We start from the raw sequence: 17,203 nt of genomic DNA on the forward strand, positions 1-17,203 counted from the left end.
GGAATACCCGTGCTTTTCTGAACTCGACATGGCAGCCCTGCACCCGAATATCCAACAAGATCGGCATCAATATCTGATTCGAAAGTTAGCGATCTGCAGCGGGCGATGATAGGGGTAGCGCGAAGCCTCGATTTGCCAGGCTAAGCGACTGGAGACTTGGGATTGAGGTGTTACAAGTAGTTAGCTCGAATGAGAGGCACCAGAATCAGGGTGAGTCTCGCTAAAAACAGATGTCCAGACAATCACTTGGATATCTCTTGGAGAAATTCCCTTTATCTTGTCCTCACTCTAAATCCACCGACTCTCTTCGCTCGAGCGTGAGTCTGGGTCTGTTTTGGGACGGACAGTTTCCTCTATCCATCGACCCCTTCTGGGCCACTGTCTTCACCGGCAAGTGCAATGTCTGCGGTTGTTTCCCATTTTGGTGCTGGGATTGCGGAGAAAAAGTCGTGGTTCCAGATTCAGAGACTTATCAATGCCGCTGCGAGCGCACTTGGTTCGTTGAGGCGACAACACATGAGATGCTATTTGTGGTGCGTGTCGAGGACGGCGAGATACCGCTTGATCGTCGACCGCTTCAATAGCTCATGTTTGTGGCAGGCGCTGTCCGGACTCTGCTTCACCGTCAATAGCTTGGCTAGCCCTGCCCGCTTCCTCTGACATTGATCGAATCTGCCTGTTAAGCTCCTCTAAGCGCGCGCGCAATGTCGCGCGATCACTCGGCACTGCCGTGATACCACCCGGCGTGCCAGATAGCGCGCTAACGATGTGATCTCGCTCGTCCTCCAGCGCTCGAATCCTTGCGTCTCGCTCAAGCGCCGCCGTCGCATCATGTTGGCGCCGGCGCGCCTCTTCGTCTGCCAGAAGACTCTCCTCGACCTTGGCGACGTTCGGCTTAATGTCTGGATAGCGCTCCGCCGCAAATCGCAGAAATTGGCTCAATTCATAAATGTGAAAATCTTGTCCAGATTCTCCAAGGAACTCCTCTATGAGTTCCGGACGGGGACCTACTTTTCGTCCACGGTGAATCCACCACCAGTCCTCTTTCGCATCATCGGAAATAAAGATCACTGGTCGCTTATCCGCCTTCGCCTTCGCGATCATATCTTTCCAGATCAGCAGGTCACCATACTTATCATACTCACCCGCGTCCTTCTTTTGATCTTTGTAACCGGGGGGCACTTTCTTGGAGTAACGATCTTCGCCCTCTTTCTTTAGGGCGACGAGACGTTCTGTCGGCCACTTATCTCCGATGCGACGAGCTAGAATCTGGGTGAGTTTTTCCAAGACGCTGTCGATCTTAGCTGAGGGGTGCGCCTCCCGCGCCATCTCTATACGGCCCTTAAAATCCGCTAAAAACATGTCGAGCGCGGCAAGTTCCTTCTGCACATCGATAGTAGGGTGCGCGCGAAGTTGACGGAGACGATCACGCGCCTTGTCGACGTTTGCTTCCTGATCCTTTAGCAATGCGTCATACGCATCGAGCGCGCCGAACTCGACATCAAGGCGATTGCGCTGAAACTCCAAGCCGACCTGGTAAGGTATCCATAGAGCGTCACCGATTATCTCAAACAACCGCAACAACTCGTCACGCACCGCAGTCGTGTGTCGCAGGCAGTGCAATAGCACATTCGCATCGGGGACAAAGATCGCCGTATCCCAAAGCTTCGCCACCTCACTTGGTTTTTTTGGATACCAGCCCGGAAATTTCTCGCGCATCGGCTCTACTCCAGCCAAGCAAGTTTTTCGATGCCAAGTCGCGCAGCCGCATCCCTGATCAGATTGCGGGTCGCCTCATCTGGCGTTTTCCCGGTTTCCAGTAAAACCGCTCCGAAGGGCCTTCCTTCGTGGCGAGACTTCCCTCTCTCGAATACCGCCATGATCACAAGCTTCCAGTCTCGGCTTTTCCCCCAACAGATCACTCGACCATCGTCAAGTCGGCACCCGTGGGGTTTGATGAATGTTTCCGGGGCCTCTGTGGGCGCTATCATTTCCAGCGCACGCCAGATCTCAGGCTCGCTCGCGAGCAATCGCGCTCGCTCATATGGCTTTATCAAGGAATCCTTGATGTAAACGCGCACCTTCCGGGGATCCATGAAATGCGCCAACTGGCCACCGATCGAGGGATCCTTTGTCCATTTCTCGTAATATCGCGACCGCTCAGAATCGTTCAACGACGCCCACCCCAGATCATCCGCAGAGGTCCACAGCATGTCGCGCAAATTGTCTCGAATTTCCTCTGGCATCATCATTGAACGGTCCCCCGATTGTGAGGCTTGGGGAAGTCGAATGCGGGTAACTCTAGAGTAGGGTCCCCCTCACGCATGAAGAGGTCGGCTTGATCACGCATCCAATCCAGCATGAAACTTCCGGCGCCTTCGTCACGGAAGTGGATCATGCCGGGCAGGCGCAGACGCTCAAGGTCGCCTCGCGCGGCCTTCTCCAACTCCACGACTTCAGCTATGCGACGGAGGTCACTAACAAAATCGAGAACAACCACTTTTTTCTTCTTAGGGCTGATCCGCAAACCACGCCCGAGTTGCTGGACGAAGATACGGCGACTATGCGTCACGCGCATGAAAGCAATCATGTCGACATCAGGAACGTCCACGCCCTCATTGAATAAATCACGAGTTGTTACCACGTCGAGGCTGCCTTTGCGAAAGGCGGCCATCACCTTGTCGCGTTCTCGGGCCGTCATCTCTCCCGTGATCGGTTCAGCCCGAAAATCGAACAAACGCAGGGTCGCAGCAAAGCTGTTGGCATGATGCACCGAGGAGCAGAAGACGATCACCGAGCGCCGTCGTTCCTTGTCAAAAGTCTCGCGAATTGCCTTAGCCGCTTCCTCATCGCGTGTGGGAAGCAATAACAAGCGGTTTAGTTGACTGAGGGAGTAGCGGTTGCGTGACTGCGATTTGACCAGATTCCAATCAATATTGTCGGCCAAAAGCCGATAATCCGCCTCACAAAGAAATCCTCGTTTCAACCCCTCGGCGATACCAATCTTCACAACGGGTGGCCCGAGGAGTTCATCAATGTCGTAGCCGTCTCCTCGCCATGGTGTGGCTGTCACGCCCCCGATCATGGCTGCAGAAAGATGGTCGGTGACACGTCGGAACGTCTCTGATCCTACATGGTGAGCTTCGTCGATAAGCACTAGACCGAATTCTGGAAGTTCATCGAGTCTTGAGACGACGGATTGAATTGTGGCGAATGTGATGCCGTCCCAATGACTTGGGCTCTCTCCGCCTATGAGGCGGTGCGTCGTGATCCATTTTGGAAGTTGATCCCAGAATGACCGCTGTAGCTGATCAACGAGTTCACGCGTGCCGGCCAACACGAGTGCCCTGCCTCCAGGAATCGCTTCATCCCGGAAGAGTTGGGCGACAGATTCCGCAAGAACGACTGTCTTTCCCAATCCTGTTGCCAGAACAACTTGCCCACGACCCGTCTCTCGCAGCGAATCCACGAATTTATCGACCGCCTCATTCTGGTAGTCTCGCAAATCGCGTCGATGCGTCGAGTACTCTGGGCTTTTTCGGGCAAGCTCAAGGAGCATCGCGGGCTCCAGTATGCCAATCTCGACCCCAAGGGCGCTCCAGCGCTTAATGGCCTCGTAGGTTGCTGGCCCAGCTCTTCGGCTAGAGGCAACATAGATTCGGTCGGCCTCGTAGAACCGGGCCGCCTCGCCGACTTCATCAACTGCTCTCGCTGATGGGTAGCCGCCCGTCGTAAACTTGCACTGAATGACCCACAGTTCGCCGTTCTTAACTCCGAGCACATCCGCGCCATGGTCGCCAGATCCTGCGACGAGTCTCACATCCTCAAACCCATTGCAGACGAGGAGCCGCGCAACGTCACGCTCAAATGCCTGCCAGGGCCCTTTCAGCAATCGCTCTGCGTCTAGAAAGGGCTCTTGCATTAGTCGGAAACGTCAGATTTCAGCAGGCGCACAGAGCAGCTCGCCCTGATCACCGCATCTCGGCTTGCGCGGTCGATATCGGAGGGAGATTGGTTCGCGAGCCACACTGCGTCGCTCAGATATGCGTCGTATCGCGACCGCACAGCTAGACGCGCTTGGTCGGAGATCACCTCATTTCCGAAATCGAGACTGGCATACGCGTCATTCCAGAAATTGCCATCCAAAAAGAGTTCGGGGTGTCTGCCGAAAAGTCCTCTCAGGGATTCTGGGTCCGCGTATTCCCAAAAGCGCCCGTCTGAGATTAGAGCCTTATGATCAGGGACGCTTCGGTTTGCCATGCGACGAGCCACGGATTCACGCTCAGCATTGCTTAGGTCATTGAACATTGCCTCACCCTGGCCCTCGGTGATGAGGTTCGGGACCGCTCGAGCCATATCCCCTAGTACCGAGGTGGCGATGGTGATGATTTCCTGCGGATCGAGCCGGCTATCATGGCAGTACTGCTTGCGGAAGTCCGCAAGTACGCCAGCGACCGACGAGTCTTGTGCCTGTCCTTTTAAAAACTCCATAGTGCGATGCGTTAACTCTGTCAGCAGACCGTCAAGAGGCGTCATTGTGGTGGATCGGAATACGTCATGGCTCACGTCGACGAGAAAGCCATACGTTCTCGTCGCGACGTCGTCGAGCTTTAGCAACCATGGAAGTCCCGGCGGAAGGTCGGGGTCAGTGGCCGCCACTCCGTATGCCTGGATCTCGTACTCAACCCGGAAGGTCGGATGGACGTACTTACGTGACAGCTCGTGAATTTGCCTTCGAGCCGGCGGCGGAGGTGGCGGTGCCTCTGGTTGTGGTTGCTGCGATGTGGCTTCCGCCTGATCGCCGGGATTGCCCGCCGGCGGCTGATCAATAAAGCCTGGCGGTAGAGGCGCGTCGCCTCCCTCGGCGGGCTTTTCGCCGAGGACTTCCTTGTCCTGCTCGAGAACGAGCTGCCACCAGCGCTCGTCCGTGAGGTAGTCAGGATCATCCTCATCGAAGAGGTTGGCCATCTGTTGGGCCCGATCATTGTCCTTAACTACTAGGACGCGGGACCACAGGCCGTTCTTGCCCTGAGGACTAGACCGGCGAAATGTCTGAAAAAGTCTGTACAGCGGACTATCGTTGCCAACGTAGCCTCGCTGCTTCGCAACGATCGGTCGGAGCGGCCCCTCACCCCGGACCACGCGCAGCATTTCGCTCCAAGCTGGATCGTCTCGCTCGAAGCGATCCTTGGTGTAGCTCACCCGGCAATGATCGATGTGGATTTCACCGACGAAGCGACCCCGCCCGCGTTGATCGTCGGTGGGGTACTCGACCTCGGCGGTATCGCCATCACTCCATTCAAACAAGTCTTTGTTGGCGATCTCGATCTTTCGCCCGTTGCGGATGAAGTCCAGGCCAAACTCTGTGTTATGGAGGTATCGTTGGAGGCCAATCCATCCGTAGACCCTGCGTTCCGCCTCGACCACCTGGCAACTTGGACTTCCGGTGGGGCAGCTTTCCTCCGCAGCGGCTAGTGTGCGCATGCAATGTACGCAGTAGCGACGAGGCGCAAGCTTCACGTCGATATGCTCAACCGCTCGCGCGATCGTGCCATCGGGCAAGGCGACCGCGCGGTCCTCCCCCCATACACAATGCCGCCTCGGGGCTAGCCGGGTGGCACCAATCATGAGTCGAATTTTGCCCGCCTCGGATTTGGCTAGCAGCGTCGAATAGGCTCGCGCGAGATGCTTCCGCATCGTCTTTTGATTGTTGCCACGCGCCAAATATGCCCGCTGATCCGGCTTCAGCCGGCTGATCACAATGGTGGTTCCATGCGCGTTGTGATCCGGCTTCGCACGCGTTTGTCGCGGAACCTTGAAGCTTCGTGTAGTGCGAAGTTCGTCTAGGTCTATCCGCACGCCGACCTCTTCGGGGTCGCCTGCGCGGCTCGTCCAAACCTCAGTCACTAATCCTAGGCGCGCCGTAGCGATGTTAAAACCCATGCCGAACAATCCGAGGTTCGACAGCGGATCATTGCCCGACCAACCGGCGCGGACGGCGTTCTCGAGCGATTCGAAGGACATGCCAGGGCCATTGTCTTTCACCGTTACGCGAGCGTTTTCATTGTCGGCAGTCGGCAGCGCGACGCTAATCTCGGGCGCTTCAATTGGCGCACTAGATCGAGCCGCATGCACGAAGCCATCGATCGCGTTGTCGATCAGTTCCGCGAGGCAGCGCCATTGCGGGAGATTGATCTCGCCCAGCATTTGCAGGACGCGCGGATCTGGCGTCAGGTCAAATTCCTGGCTCATTTTCTGTCGCTTACCCTTCCCTTGGTCTCGACGCGAGGCGTTTGCTTTATTCGCACCGCGAGGGCATTCAATTCGGCGGTGCCAGTCTGACATTCCCAGACCTCGACCACTGACCACCCTCGGGCCTCAAGCTCGCGACGGTTTCTTGCATCCCGCTCACGGTTGCCTTCCAATTTTGGCCGCCAGAAGTCTAACTTCGACTTTGGCATCCGGGCCAGCTTGCACGAGCCGTCTGGATGCTGATGCCAAAAGCACCCATGCACAAAAACAGCCAATCGTCGGGACCGGAAGACCAGATCAGGCCGTCCCGGCAATCCCTTCGCATGAAGGCGATAACGCAATCCAGCCGCATACATGGCGAGCCGGACTTTCATTTCCGGCTTGCTATCGCGAGCCTTGATTAGCGCCATCTGAGCGCTACGGGCCCTGTCGATTTCATGCGTCGTCGTCACCACCAGCCTCATCAGGCGCCGGCCCCGCCGCATCCTCCCCAACCGGAGGTTCGGCTCTTTCCTCACCAACCGCGTCATCCTGCCTAAATCCAGCCAACATCTCCTCAAGAAGCGCGGCATGGTCGCGGCGCGCGGGCACACGCCCCAACGTACTCCGAATCCGGTTCCCGATCTCCGATGCACTCAACGAGTCCACCAAGCGGCTGTCCAGCGCCCATGCGCGGCCTGGATGCACGACATCCCAGGGAGAGCGCTTGTTGGCGCGCGTGGTAGCAGCATCACCATGCTTACTCATGCCCCAGCACGCCTTGGTCTCTGCGTTCCAAATCGGCCAAAACGTGCGAATGAGATGTTTCTCGGCGACGAGCTGCGCGTTGGTGGCGCATACCAATCGGCGACATTGGAAGTCGGCCAAACTGATGGGCGAGAGATGGCTTGGCAAGTGGTCAGCATAGTTCTCAGCGGTGCCAATGGTGCTAGCATGCTCGAGCAAGCGCGCGGTCAATTTCGCGCCTTGCTCACGCGTGGTGCTTGCGTCATCGTTGGCCGGATCGGCCTTTCCGACATAGATTGGTGTCTCGCTCCCGGCGATACCCGCGTAAAGAGGATGAGGGCCGCGATAATAAATCGCGTATACCCCGGAGCCATAGGCGGGACCAACGTCGGCAAGCGGGATCAGGGGTTGAGCGAGAAGCGCGATGGATACCATCCGACCAATAGCCTTCGGGTCAGCCGGATCAAACGTGGCGCGCGGCATTCGGATCGGGTCAGTGACCGATCTCGCGACCTCAAGTGCGGCGGCATGTGATGCAAGGCCTTCTCGAATTCGCCTGACCACAGCCTGCGGCGGATTGTCGCCGGCCGCAGCAAGCACCGCGTTCAGCGCATCTTCTAGTGCTTTTAGTGCAGCCCGATCCGGTGCAAGTGCCATCCATTAACCCCTTCGGCTGGCCGATACGAGGTCTTTGGTTCGCGACTCGTCCTCCCGGCTCCAGCGAGAGCGAAACCTTACTCCGGGCGGCGCTTTGATACTAGCGAAGGTTGTATCCCTCCGCCCGCGAGCTTCGCCAGCCAGCTCCCAGCGGCCGCGCCAAGTTGCGCGGGGACGGCGTTGCCCAATTGGCGCATGCTCTCAGTCCAGGATCGGGGGAATTCATACTCGTCCGGAAGACCCACGAGCCGCGCGGCCTCTCGTGTCGTGAAGTAACGGACCGTGTCATCGTCACGGACCATCATATTCTCACCACCAGGCACCCCGTGATCTCCAGCCTTCAATGCCTTTGCCGGCAAGTCGAGGGGACTGCCCGTGTGTCCTGGATAAACTCGCGCGCCAGGTTGCAGTACGTGGTTGCGCTTTCCATTTGGCTCACCAAGACCAAGCAATGCATCTCGCACCGTCACCCAGGCTTGCGTGGCAGGCGCGACATTGAGCCTCTTCAGCTCAGCTACTCGGCGCTCATCCTGCGCGAGGACAGCGTCCTTACGCGGTTTCAACCGGTGACGGGTCCAGTATTCGCCCGTGACAAACTGGTCCCAGAGCAATCGTTCGCGCGAATGCGTCGGCAGCATCGGCACTGGAGCAACATCGAGATCAGAATGAATGCCGAAAATCAGAACCCTATGCCGGATCTGCGCCGCGCCGAAATCTGCGGCGTTCACCAATTGCCAAACGACCCGGTAATCGCGCTTGGATCGCGAGGAGCTAAGCCGCACGAGGTGTGCCTCATGGCTCTCATCCGAATGCCGGGGCACGGACGGGCGTTCAAGGCTCGCGATGATCCACTTGAGATATCCCTGAAAGCGCGGGCCGGCGAGATTGCGAACGTTCTCGAACAGAAACATGCGCGGCTTAGCCTCGCGGATAGCGCGGATGGCCTCGGGCCACATGTCCCGATGATCATCCTGCCCCAACTTCTTGCCTCCAATCCCAAATGGCTGACAGGGAGGGCCGCCGGACACTAGATCGAGCGTGGCGATCTTCTTCCAATCAATCTCACGCACATCCTTGAGGCCCATCGGCCAGTCGCAAACGTGCTCTACGCCCTTCAATTTGTTATGGAGAACGGTCTCAACAGCGTCATGGTCGAACTCGGCCATGTAGGCATGCCTAAAACCCGCGCGGGACATTCCGAGCGCGAGCCCGCCACATCCGGCGAAGAGTTCAGCGCTTAACATCCTCGCCTCCTTCCAGTTCTAGGGGCAACATTGGGCCGCCCGCCTCATGTTCCAAATAACGTTCGATCGCTCGCCGGATGAGCCACGCCACCTTCACCCCTTGCGTCCTCGCGAGCCGATCAAGCTCCGCCTTTTGACGCTTGGTCAGGGTTGTGGTGACACGCTCTGCATCGCGCCCATCCTTGCCCACTTTCCGGCTCCGCAGCGATCCGCGGCATTCCGCGGCAATCGCGCCACTCTGCCTCAGACTCTGACGCGATTCAATCTGGATCGTGGGTACGGGGTAAGCTGAGCCGCCACTCAGCCATACTAGAACATTTCAAGAACTTGTCCAGATATTCTCCGTCAATTCTGCCCTGCCGGTAGCTCTTTCCCGCCCGCACCTCGATCACCGTCACCACCAATCGCGACTTCGGAGAATGGCGAGCGTCTTCGGCGACGCCAAGATGACTACGGCCCTGCTCGATCGCCTGCCCCATCACTACGAGATCGTCGAGACCGGAAACGAAAGCTGGCGTCTCAAAACACGCTAGAAAAACCTTCCCCCGGCCCCCTACCCGGCGGATGCCCAAGGTGGGTCCACAGGTACCTCCCGCGGCCGCCACCGTCAGCGCAATTACCCGCGCCGCGTCGGCTGCGGGGCCCTCTTATGGACTACCTTGATCACCCGCAATACACCCCCTCTGAGGGGTCCTTTTACGCGCCGATCAGGGGGCCCGTTTGCGTGCTGATTGGCACCCAAATTCAAAGACCACAGCAGCGAGGCTGGGAAGAGCCCCGTCCGACTTATGATACCAGAGAAAACAACGCAACCATGGCGCACCAGATGGCACGAGTTAATCCCACCGCGATCCGCCGCCGCAGAGATCACCTCCTTCAGCGGGCAGATGGAGGAGCTGGACGAAAGCATCGGGCGGCACCGCCTGGAGGGCGGCTGTCACCATTTCTACCGGCGCGACTTCTATTGCCGACAGGACCCGCGATCATTCGCGTGGGATGCCGGCGGCCGCTTCTACAGCGTCGGCAGGGACAGCTATCAGAATCTCAAGCTGCCCGACCGCCTCGCTACGACAATTGAAGGCGAGCCAGTCGCGGAAATCGACATCGTCGCCAGCGGACTCACGATCTACAGCCAGTTGATGGGCCACCCGATAGACTTGGATAGCGATCCCTATCTACTGCCTGGGCTGCCGCGCCACGTTACAAAGGCATGGATGGTCCGGGCTCTCGAAAAAGGCCGCCTTGCGCAGCAATGACCTGCTGGCACTGCTGACGACACAAGGCGATGGCCGATTGGAAACGTGGCCAACTAGGTGCTGGCACAATTCCCGATCCTCGCCGACCTGACGAAGAGTGACTTGACCACGTTCGACTTCCAATACTGGGAGAGCCGCATCTTGCTGGGCACGAGGCTTCATCTACTCAGGCAGCACAGTATCGTCAGCCTAAACATGCACGATGGATTGCTCGTACAAGCCAGGAATGTGGCCCGCTCCGAGCAGTGCCTTCGCACCGAGTTTCAGCTTCAAATCGGCTGCACTCCAATGCTTCGAACCAGCCCACACGTCCCAGTTACGCAATTTTGAAATCGCGAATCCATGGTGCGACCCAATAGAAAAGTGTCGCCTCTCATTTTGACGTGCCTCCTACTGCACCTACTCCTTTTGTCGTGCGCACGAAAGAAACCCTTCCTTCTGCTTACTCTCACATATTCTTCATAGCAACTCCTCCACTCTGCATCCGTCCGTTGCCACAACCGAGGATGACATGAATGTTTGCAAGAAACAAAAGCAAGTGAATGAAATTGCCGTCCCTCAGAAGCCACTTGCACGCCAATATGGTGAAATTTAGCCTGCACATAAGACACCGAAGCAACGATCCATGGCAGTTGAGATGTTGAAGGCTGATTGTCTTGGGCAACCAGATATCAAGCCTCCGCTTCTATCACCATCATCAAACTGATCCGTGGACGTAGAGTGGTGCTCCAAACTGGCTTCAATCGCATCCGAACTTGGTGAGCATATGCAATCTCCGACGGTAAAACGAAGTAGTCCGACACGGCCATCAACTTTTCGCGTCATTGAGGGCGAAATCAATTGCAGAACGACTTTCCCGCGGTAGAAGATCGGCCCAATACTGGGGTCGTTTCTGTCGAACTTGAGCAGACCGTCAACCGTCTCAAGATAGAACTTCATGTAAACATGAACTCCAGTTCGAACTCTCCCAACTGCAATTCGATCACGAAGTAACCACTCGATTCGGTGCAATAGAAGAGAAGACTCATATCCCCAGCCGCTCATGCACCCCGGTTGCGATCTGACGCCAACCAACGTTGCATCTCCAGCGGTGGCTGGTCACCGCTAGGGAATACCACGCACTAAGACACCGAAACGGCTTACACTAAACGTCCAATATCAATGATAGTATGCAATTACTTACCAACCAGATGCGCATTTCCCTTGTCCGGAACGACCTCTCTTGACTTCTCCGCAGCAGCCTCAAATTATCTTTCCAGAAAACTGGGGAGATTAAATGGATGGCGTTGCCGAACATCTTGCAATCGCTTGTGCCTGCTTGCGTAGCAGCTTGGTTGCTCGATCTTCCCAAGAAGCAGATAGATCGCGTGATCGATGAGGGAAGCCTGCCATCCACTCTATTTACCAAGCAAAAGAATAAGCGCCTTATCCGGGCGAAGGGTCTGGCCTACATGAAATTTTCGGCGTTGGAGAAACGGCGGTTCTCCCTAGCCTTCCGTAAGGACATCCTCGCGCGCATGGTCAAAGCCGATACGCTCGTATGGCGTGAGGCAAACATTACAGTCGACCTGCGAGAAATAAATGCTGAACTCATGAAACGGGCCAATGTGCTGCATGAAGTACAAGCCGCGGTGGTCGAAGATGTGGAAATTTTGGATGGTGGACCTTGTCTCAAGGGAACTCGAATGCCCGTTTACATGGTCGCAGCCATGAAACACGAAGGTGCCTCGGTCAATGAGTTGGTCAAAAGCTATCCGTCCTTATCGCCGTCGATGATCCGGAATGCCTGTCTCTTTGCTGAAATTTTCCCAAAAAGAGGACGACCATCCATCCCGGTTTGGCGCAAGAATGCTCCTATCCAACGAACTCGGATTCCGAAGGTTTCAGGATAGGAAGACGCGACTTAGTGAAGCTTGTCGTCAATGGATGTGCGGCAAATTCTCGTGTTGAAGTCGCGCTGGGGCGCATTCACGAATTGTAGTATGTATCGGCCAGATTGGAAGGCCTGATCATGTTCTGGTGCGGAGAGCCATTGAGAATGACAAGGCCATCGTCACCAGAAACTCTAAGGACTTCCGTGGCAAGTCATCACCGAATTCAAGCGGCCTTCTAGGCTAGGTGGAACTGTATCTCGCTCTCATCTGCCTCGATCTCGCGGCCGCGAAGAAAGACGAGCAGGCACCGGGTCTTGCAGCGGTTCTCGGCGCCATCAAGGGAACCAGCGTCATAAACGTCGTCATCGGAATCCGCTCTGTCGATTGTGAGCCATTTGTCGCCATAGCAATTTCATTGGGGTAGATTTGCGACCAAGATCTTCTGGACCATCGCGAGCAACAAACGGAGGGGAGTTGGATGGCAACGATGGGATACAAAGAGGCATTCAAGAAGATGGGCTATAGCCTTCTTGTCCCACGCCAGGACTGGAGCGCAATCTCGGATAAAGGGGTGTGCCTTGCGATCTGGCGCAAGGAATTGACGATGATTGGTGGTCTACCCCACCTGGACACCCGCACCGTCGCCGGGCCAATAGAAATTTGGGGCAGGAAGCCAGGCAATGCCCTAAGGATCGAACATTTAAAGACCGCCAGAGATCGATTCAACGGGGTGATCGATGCGATCATCGTTGAGGGAGAGCCGGGCCAGGGCGTGACCGATGCCACACCTTGGCTTCCCTCCGAGCGCAAAGGCACCAAGTGGCATCTGACGTACCTGGATGAAGCCACGGGGCACTACGCCGTCGAGGTCCGAAAGTCGTGAAATTTCACGCCTATTCTGGCGGCGGAAAGTGAAGACATGATCGTTTGATTCTGAGCGAAACGAGAAAATTGAATTCTGAAACGAATTATTCGAAGAAATTTCATGGGCTCGAATTCTTCGTTTCAACTCTTAAATATTCCGTTCTTAAAAGATGGAGTAATGGGAGGACGAGGATTCGCATGAGTGACGTTAAGTAGTTTAGAGCTGCCGACGCCGTGTCATTTAGCTAGTCGACATGAGCGAGGCAGAACAGGCCTCTGCGCAGATGGTGGCATCCCCAGATAACGTGATTAAGGATGCCGAACTGGCGTTGAGGGGTTGGACAACTGGTGAAAAACAGCGGCCGCGTCCACAATCTTCCTGGCAGCCATTAGTTCTGAAAACGGCCTCAAACATCGCAGCTCCGAGAAGCATTGACATACTGGGCCTGCCTTCCTCCGCACTGCATCCGGTGAAACACTTGTTCAACGAGGTGCAACGCTTAATTCGAGCGGTGAATCAGAAAATTCGAAATCTGAAACGCTTTATTCGAGAAGTGAAACAGATGAGGGCAATTTGTTTCAAGTCACCCTACATTGCCGGTAAGTGGAAGCACGTTTCAGGCAACCTGTTTGACAGCCATAGAAATGCCTCGGCACATTGAAACAGTTTTTCAGCAATTGACAGCACTTTGCCCACAACGCGTCTTACCTGAAAATTGATGTGTTTTGATTGGGTGCTGCAGCGTAGAGGCGGACTCTAGGTTTGCGAGGCGTGAGGCAGCGCTGGCTATGTAGCGCTCATGTTCTTCCACATACGAGTTGCAGGTAGCGGCGTTTTCTTTGCGCGCTGAAACAGATTGCTTGCGAGATGCAACGAGTGATCAGCAATCTGAAGCAGAAGAGTTGGGAGTTGCAGCGCATGTTCAGAGAGGTGCAACAAAAAATTCGAAAGGTGCAATGCATGTTTCGAGAGATGAAACAAATGAATTCAGATTTTCAGTGGTCAATGCGCTGTCGGCGGTGCTGTGGCGAAACGATCGCACTCCGTCAGATTCTCTTACCGCGTCCACAAATTTGGGAATTAGATCCTTTACATCAATTCAAGATCTGAGCACGCTTGCCTCCACGTCAACAAGTTTGGAGGCCAGCATGTTTACTGCGTCAAAGGAAGAATACGAAGACCATTGGCGACGCCTGACCCGCAGGGCGATGCGGATGGGCCTCTCGCGCGAGGAAGGCGAGGACCTTGCCCAGGAGGCTCTCTATCTCGCCACCCGCAACGTGCCGCATCTTGACGGCAGTGACCTGCGCGCCTGGACCACGGCGGTGCTGCGCAACCGAGCGCTCAATGTCTTTCGGACTTCCGCGCACCGCGAGATGCGGGGAAGCCTGTCCCTGGATGACCTGGAAAACCATGATCTCGATCCGGGCCGCGCGCCTGATCAGGATCAGGCCGTGTTGCTGAAACAGGCGCTGCGCGTGCTGGCGGCACTGCCGGAGCGAGCCCGGCGGCTGATCACATTGATCACGATCGAAGGGTACTCCTACGAGGAAGTGAGCGAGATGGTCGGGCTTCCTTTGGGCACTGTTAAATCCGCCCTCGTTCGCGCCCAGGCCGAACTCCGATCCCGCCTTTCGGAGGGTCGCGGCGCCAATCGGCGCAGGGAAACGTGGCGAACCTCGCACAATATGTCGGCCACTCTGTAACACCGTCCTGCGTCCCTGCCGAACGTCGCCGACGACTGACGGATCGCCCGATTTCCTGTCCGGCCTAACTTCCACTCCCCTTCTTCCGGAGCCATCTATGACGACCATTGCCGTCGCCACGACCCGTGGCACTGAACTTTCCCGCTTGGCCGATATCCTGGCGGCCTTCTACGGCGTCCATCAAAAGTCGACCGCCTATCTTGAACCATTGCGCGATGGGGAACCGTCGCTCTTCTCCCTCCCGGCGGATACTGATTTGGGGGCGCTGGTCCATGTGCCGCTCGACGGTTCGGACCCTGCCAAGGTCAGCGGGGTGATCGCGGCGGCGATCCGCGACAGCCGGACGGCGGATGGGACGACCATCGTCAGCCTGCCGGGCCATGCGCAACACCTCACTGCTGAGCTCCTTCACTTGATTGACCTCTGCCTCATTCAAGCGATCCCGGCACAGCAGAGCATGCTGGACGCCATTCGATTGCTATCTGGTATCCAGCGGCACGTGACGGAGCAGAAGCTGAAACTGCGCCCCTGGATTATCGGTGCCGGGTGTACGGGCGGACCAGCCATCGCCGCGCGCCTGAGGGCTGCCGCGGCGCTCATCCTGGCACGGGATTACAACGCCTCGCTCCGGGCGGAGGATCTGCCGATTTTACTTTGGGGCATGCCCCTTCTCCATTGGAGCGCCTGGGATCACATCAGCGGCCTCAACCCGGCCAATGTCGGGGCGCCCTCGCGTCATGTCGGCCGTGCCTGCAACACCCTTTATCGTCAAACAGTTCTGCTGACACGCCGCCCCGACATCGCCCCGACCTTTGATGAACTGGCTGCGGATTCGCTCCATTTCTTCGAACCCTGGCTCATTAATGACACCAGGAGCCAGGCGCATCGGCATCTCGATCTCGCTGAAGATCTGTCCCTCATTGAAAGCGGATTTGGCCCCATTCCCGAGGATTTTGTAGAGACGGCTCACCTGGACGAGTGGGGCGTCACCCGGCGCACATTTACGGCGCTCGAGGGTACGGTCTCTGGCCATCCGGAACTGCCGATCGGGGATTGGATCAGGACTTCTGAGTTGATGGCCTTTGGGCCGGAGCGGCGGTGGGCCCGCACCCTGTCACGCTACTATGTCCTTGGCACCCCCGCCGGGGGCGAGCGGCCCCACGCTGCAGACGCATTGAGGGGGCTTTAGTGAAACCGCGTCAGATTGCCAAAAAGCGGAACGTGGACTTTCAATTTTCCTACCGCGGAAAACGCCCGCTTACCTGGTGGCGCCACGTCGTACTCGAAAAAATTGGTGATGATGACCTTCCGCGATTCCTGCGCGCTCTGGAGGCCGGGAGTTTGGGAAAGCTGGCACCTGAGTTAGCTCAGCAGGCACTCCAGGACGGCGATATGGCCCTACATGCCGCGCTCGCGCTCCTCCCCTTCACGGCTCCATCTTCAGATGATCGGGTGGATTTGGCGATGTCTTGGGCCATGTTGGCCGTGTCCCTCGGCAAGGAGGTCGCGGCACTTCTGGTGGCAGAAGGAATGCGAAAGATTATGGAACGGATCGACGGACACCCTTGGCGAGCACCACCTGATGCTGCCGATATCGTGCGCATGCGGCGGCGTATGCATGGCTGGTTTCAGCTTTCCTCAGTCCACAATTTATTCGTCGATTTGCGCGAGGGGACCGAGGTATTGGGACAAGCAGTCGGCAGGTTTCGCGCTGCAAATAATTTCAATCTGGCTCCAGTCAAATCGATTCCAGGTGGTGGGCGTTGGGGAAAAGAAGTGGCGTCGCGCTATGTCGGACTGACCAGGCCGCTGATCCTTAAACAACCTATCTTGTCTCCCGATCATGTTGAACTATTACTGCTGCGGGATTCGCCGAGCTTCGCATCGGCCATCGCTGCCATCAGTGACGATCTACGCCTGCAAAGCGCTGGTGCCCTGCCGATCGCCCGGTTCCGCCCCATTTTGCTGCTCGGGAAGCCCGGGATTGGCAAGACTCGATTCGCAAAGCGCGTTGCTCATCATCTTGGGCTTCCACTGCGGTTGGTGTCTGGCGCGGGCGGGCAGACTCTTGACCTTGCTGGCCTCAGCCGTGTTTACGATTCAACCCAGCCTTCTGTGGTTGCCCGAACGATGCTGGAAACAGGGATTGCGAACCCAGTTGTCCTAGTCGACGAAGTCGATAAGGCAAACCCAGTCGGCCGTGAAAGACGGTTCCAGGATGCGCTATTGACGATGATCGATTCCGAGACGAGTGCGACCGTGCCGGATGAATGTTTGTCCACGATGGTGGATATGGCGCAGGTCTCCTGGATTTTGACCGCGAATGACATCAGCGGGCTATCCTCGCCACTCCTGGATCGGGTCAGGATCTTTGATGTCATGGCACCCGACGCCGAGCACCTTCCAATGATCATTCGAGGCATCATCGCTGACCTGGCTGACGATTATCGCATTCCACTGGACGAGATGCCGGAATTGCCAGCAGAGACCATTCAGGAACTCCTAACGGCATATCGAGCTGGCGCCTCCATCCGAGGTATCAAGCGCTCCGTCACCGCAGCGATTTCTGTCTCCATGCGGAGTTCGCCCGATCACTGAAATCAACGATCGGCGGCGACAAAGC

The 17,203-nt window shown here is 56.8% G+C and carries 16 protein-coding genes and 1 pseudogene; 8 read left to right on the forward strand and 9 right to left on the reverse strand.

The window, feature by feature from the left end; translation table 11 throughout:
* Nucleotides 1–585 precede the first annotated feature (585 nt).
* From ACE3PR_RS04360 to ACE3PR_RS04395, 8 genes are all read right to left on the reverse strand, one after another.
* Nucleotides 586–1,719, reverse strand: coding sequence for a PIN-like domain-containing protein (locus tag ACE3PR_RS04360; RefSeq protein WP_374368599.1), 1,134 nt, complete (start codon nucleotides 1,717–1,719; stop codon nucleotides 586–588).
* Nucleotides 1,720–1,724: 5 nt separating this feature from the next.
* Entirely contained in the window at nucleotides 1,725–2,252 is a 528-nt protein-coding gene (locus tag ACE3PR_RS04365; protein ID WP_374368601.1) for a hypothetical protein, read from the reverse strand.
* On the reverse strand, nucleotides 2,249–3,892 hold the full coding sequence (locus tag ACE3PR_RS04370; RefSeq protein ID WP_374368603.1) for a DEAD/DEAH box helicase family protein: 1,644 nt from the start codon (nucleotides 3,890–3,892) through the stop codon (nucleotides 2,249–2,251). Before ACE3PR_RS04370 ends, ACE3PR_RS04365 begins: the two co-directional genes overlap by 4 nt.
* Nucleotides 3,893–3,921: 29 nt before the next feature.
* Nucleotides 3,922–6,252, reverse strand: a complete 2,331-nt coding sequence (locus tag ACE3PR_RS04375; protein ID WP_374368605.1) for an ATP-binding protein — start codon at nucleotides 6,250–6,252, stop codon at nucleotides 3,922–3,924.
* A complete protein-coding gene (locus tag ACE3PR_RS04380; protein ID WP_374368607.1) occupies nucleotides 6,249–6,704 on the reverse strand; it encodes a very short patch repair endonuclease in 456 nt (151 codons plus the stop codon). Before ACE3PR_RS04380 ends, ACE3PR_RS04375 begins: the two co-directional genes overlap by 4 nt.
* The gene (locus ACE3PR_RS04385; protein WP_374368609.1) at nucleotides 6,688–7,635 is read right to left on the reverse strand and encodes an Eco29kI family restriction endonuclease; all 948 of its coding nucleotides are present in this window, start codon (nucleotides 7,633–7,635) and stop codon (nucleotides 6,688–6,690) included. Before ACE3PR_RS04385 ends, ACE3PR_RS04380 begins: the two co-directional genes overlap by 17 nt.
* 77 nt (nucleotides 7,636–7,712) lie before the next feature.
* The gene (locus ACE3PR_RS04390) at nucleotides 7,713–8,879 is read right to left on the reverse strand and encodes a DNA cytosine methyltransferase (protein WP_374368610.1); all 1,167 of its coding nucleotides are present in this window, start codon (nucleotides 8,877–8,879) and stop codon (nucleotides 7,713–7,715) included.
* Complete coding sequence (locus ACE3PR_RS04395; protein ID WP_374368612.1) at nucleotides 8,866–9,069, reverse strand: CopG family transcriptional regulator; 204 nt, start codon at nucleotides 9,067–9,069, stop codon at nucleotides 8,866–8,868. The genes ACE3PR_RS04390 and ACE3PR_RS04395 overlap by 14 nt, the downstream gene beginning before the upstream one ends.
* Before the next feature lie 191 nt (nucleotides 9,070–9,260).
* Here ACE3PR_RS04395 and ACE3PR_RS04400 point away from each other — a divergent pair.
* A pseudogene (locus tag ACE3PR_RS04400) lies at nucleotides 9,261–9,412 on the forward strand (ATP-binding protein); the annotation flags it as partial.
* A 354-nt stretch (nucleotides 9,413–9,766) separates the two neighbouring features.
* Nucleotides 9,767–10,135: a hypothetical protein gene (locus tag ACE3PR_RS04405; RefSeq protein ID WP_374368614.1), complete on the forward strand. Its 369-nt coding sequence runs from the start codon at nucleotides 9,767–9,769 to the stop codon at nucleotides 10,133–10,135.
* Between the two features lie 591 nt (nucleotides 10,136–10,726).
* On the opposite strand, the gene ACE3PR_RS04410 is transcribed toward ACE3PR_RS04405, so the two are convergent.
* Complete coding sequence (locus ACE3PR_RS04410) at nucleotides 10,727–11,074, reverse strand: hypothetical protein (protein ID WP_374368616.1); 348 nt, start codon at nucleotides 11,072–11,074, stop codon at nucleotides 10,727–10,729.
* A gap of 341 nt (nucleotides 11,075–11,415) precedes the next feature.
* Between ACE3PR_RS04410 and ACE3PR_RS04415 the strand changes: the two genes are divergently transcribed.
* The 6 genes from ACE3PR_RS04415 (at nucleotide 11,416) to ACE3PR_RS04440 (ending at nucleotide 17,178) form a co-directional block, all read left to right on the forward strand.
* On the forward strand, nucleotides 11,416–12,027 hold the full coding sequence (locus ACE3PR_RS04415) for a DUF433 domain-containing protein (RefSeq protein WP_374368618.1): 612 nt from the start codon (nucleotides 11,416–11,418) through the stop codon (nucleotides 12,025–12,027).
* Between the two features lie 460 nt (nucleotides 12,028–12,487).
* Nucleotides 12,488–12,892 (forward strand): hypothetical protein, encoded by a 405-nt coding sequence (locus ACE3PR_RS04420; protein ID WP_374368620.1) that lies wholly within the window; start codon nucleotides 12,488–12,490, stop codon nucleotides 12,890–12,892.
* Nucleotides 12,893–13,127: 235 nt separating this feature from the next.
* Complete coding sequence (locus ACE3PR_RS04425) at nucleotides 13,128–13,535, forward strand: hypothetical protein (protein WP_374368622.1); 408 nt, start codon at nucleotides 13,128–13,130, stop codon at nucleotides 13,533–13,535.
* Nucleotides 13,536–14,022: 487 nt separating this feature from the next.
* Nucleotides 14,023–14,580: an RNA polymerase sigma factor gene (locus ACE3PR_RS04430; RefSeq protein ID WP_374369322.1), complete on the forward strand. Its 558-nt coding sequence runs from the start codon at nucleotides 14,023–14,025 to the stop codon at nucleotides 14,578–14,580.
* A gap of 145 nt (nucleotides 14,581–14,725) precedes the next feature.
* Nucleotides 14,726–15,769 (forward strand): hypothetical protein, encoded by a 1,044-nt coding sequence (locus ACE3PR_RS04435; protein ID WP_374368624.1) that lies wholly within the window; start codon nucleotides 14,726–14,728, stop codon nucleotides 15,767–15,769.
* Nucleotides 15,769–17,178, forward strand: a complete 1,410-nt coding sequence (locus tag ACE3PR_RS04440) for an AAA family ATPase (protein ID WP_374368626.1) — start codon at nucleotides 15,769–15,771, stop codon at nucleotides 17,176–17,178. The genes ACE3PR_RS04435 and ACE3PR_RS04440 overlap by 1 nt, the downstream gene beginning before the upstream one ends.
* Nucleotides 17,179–17,203 lie beyond the last annotated feature (25 nt).

The sequence above is a fragment of the Dongia sp. genome, from assembly GCF_041909655.1.
GTDB lineage: Bacteria > Pseudomonadota > Alphaproteobacteria > Dongiales > Dongiaceae > Dongia.

Coding starts and splice junctions, on each gene's coding strand:
- ACE3PR_RS04375 (WP_374368605.1), bottom strand. CDS start 6,252: ATGAGCCAGGAATTTGACCTGACGCCAGATCCGCGCGTCCTGCAAATG.
- ACE3PR_RS04425 (WP_374368622.1), top strand. CDS start 13,128: ATGAGCGAGGCAGAACAGGCCTCTGCGCAGATGGTGGCATCCCCAGAT.
- ACE3PR_RS04390 (WP_374368610.1), bottom strand. CDS start 8,879: ATGTTAAGCGCTGAACTCTTCGCCGGATGTGGCGGGCTCGCGCTCGGA.
- ACE3PR_RS04365 (WP_374368601.1), bottom strand. CDS start 2,252: ATGATGATGCCAGAGGAAATTCGAGACAATTTGCGCGACATGCTGTGG.
- ACE3PR_RS04385 (WP_374368609.1), bottom strand. CDS start 7,635: ATGGCACTTGCACCGGATCGGGCTGCACTAAAAGCACTAGAAGATGCG.
- ACE3PR_RS04430 (WP_374369322.1), top strand. CDS start 14,023: ATGTTTACTGCGTCAAAGGAAGAATACGAAGACCATTGGCGACGCCTG.
- ACE3PR_RS04405 (WP_374368614.1), top strand. CDS start 9,767: ATGGAGGAGCTGGACGAAAGCATCGGGCGGCACCGCCTGGAGGGCGGC.
- ACE3PR_RS04420 (WP_374368620.1), top strand. CDS start 12,488: ATGGCAACGATGGGATACAAAGAGGCATTCAAGAAGATGGGCTATAGC.
- ACE3PR_RS04360 (WP_374368599.1), bottom strand. CDS start 1,719: ATGCGCGAGAAATTTCCGGGCTGGTATCCAAAAAAACCAAGTGAGGTG.
- ACE3PR_RS04415 (WP_374368618.1), top strand. CDS start 11,416: ATGGCGTTGCCGAACATCTTGCAATCGCTTGTGCCTGCTTGCGTAGCA.
- ACE3PR_RS04410 (WP_374368616.1), bottom strand. CDS start 11,074: ATGAAGTTCTATCTTGAGACGGTTGACGGTCTGCTCAAGTTCGACAGA.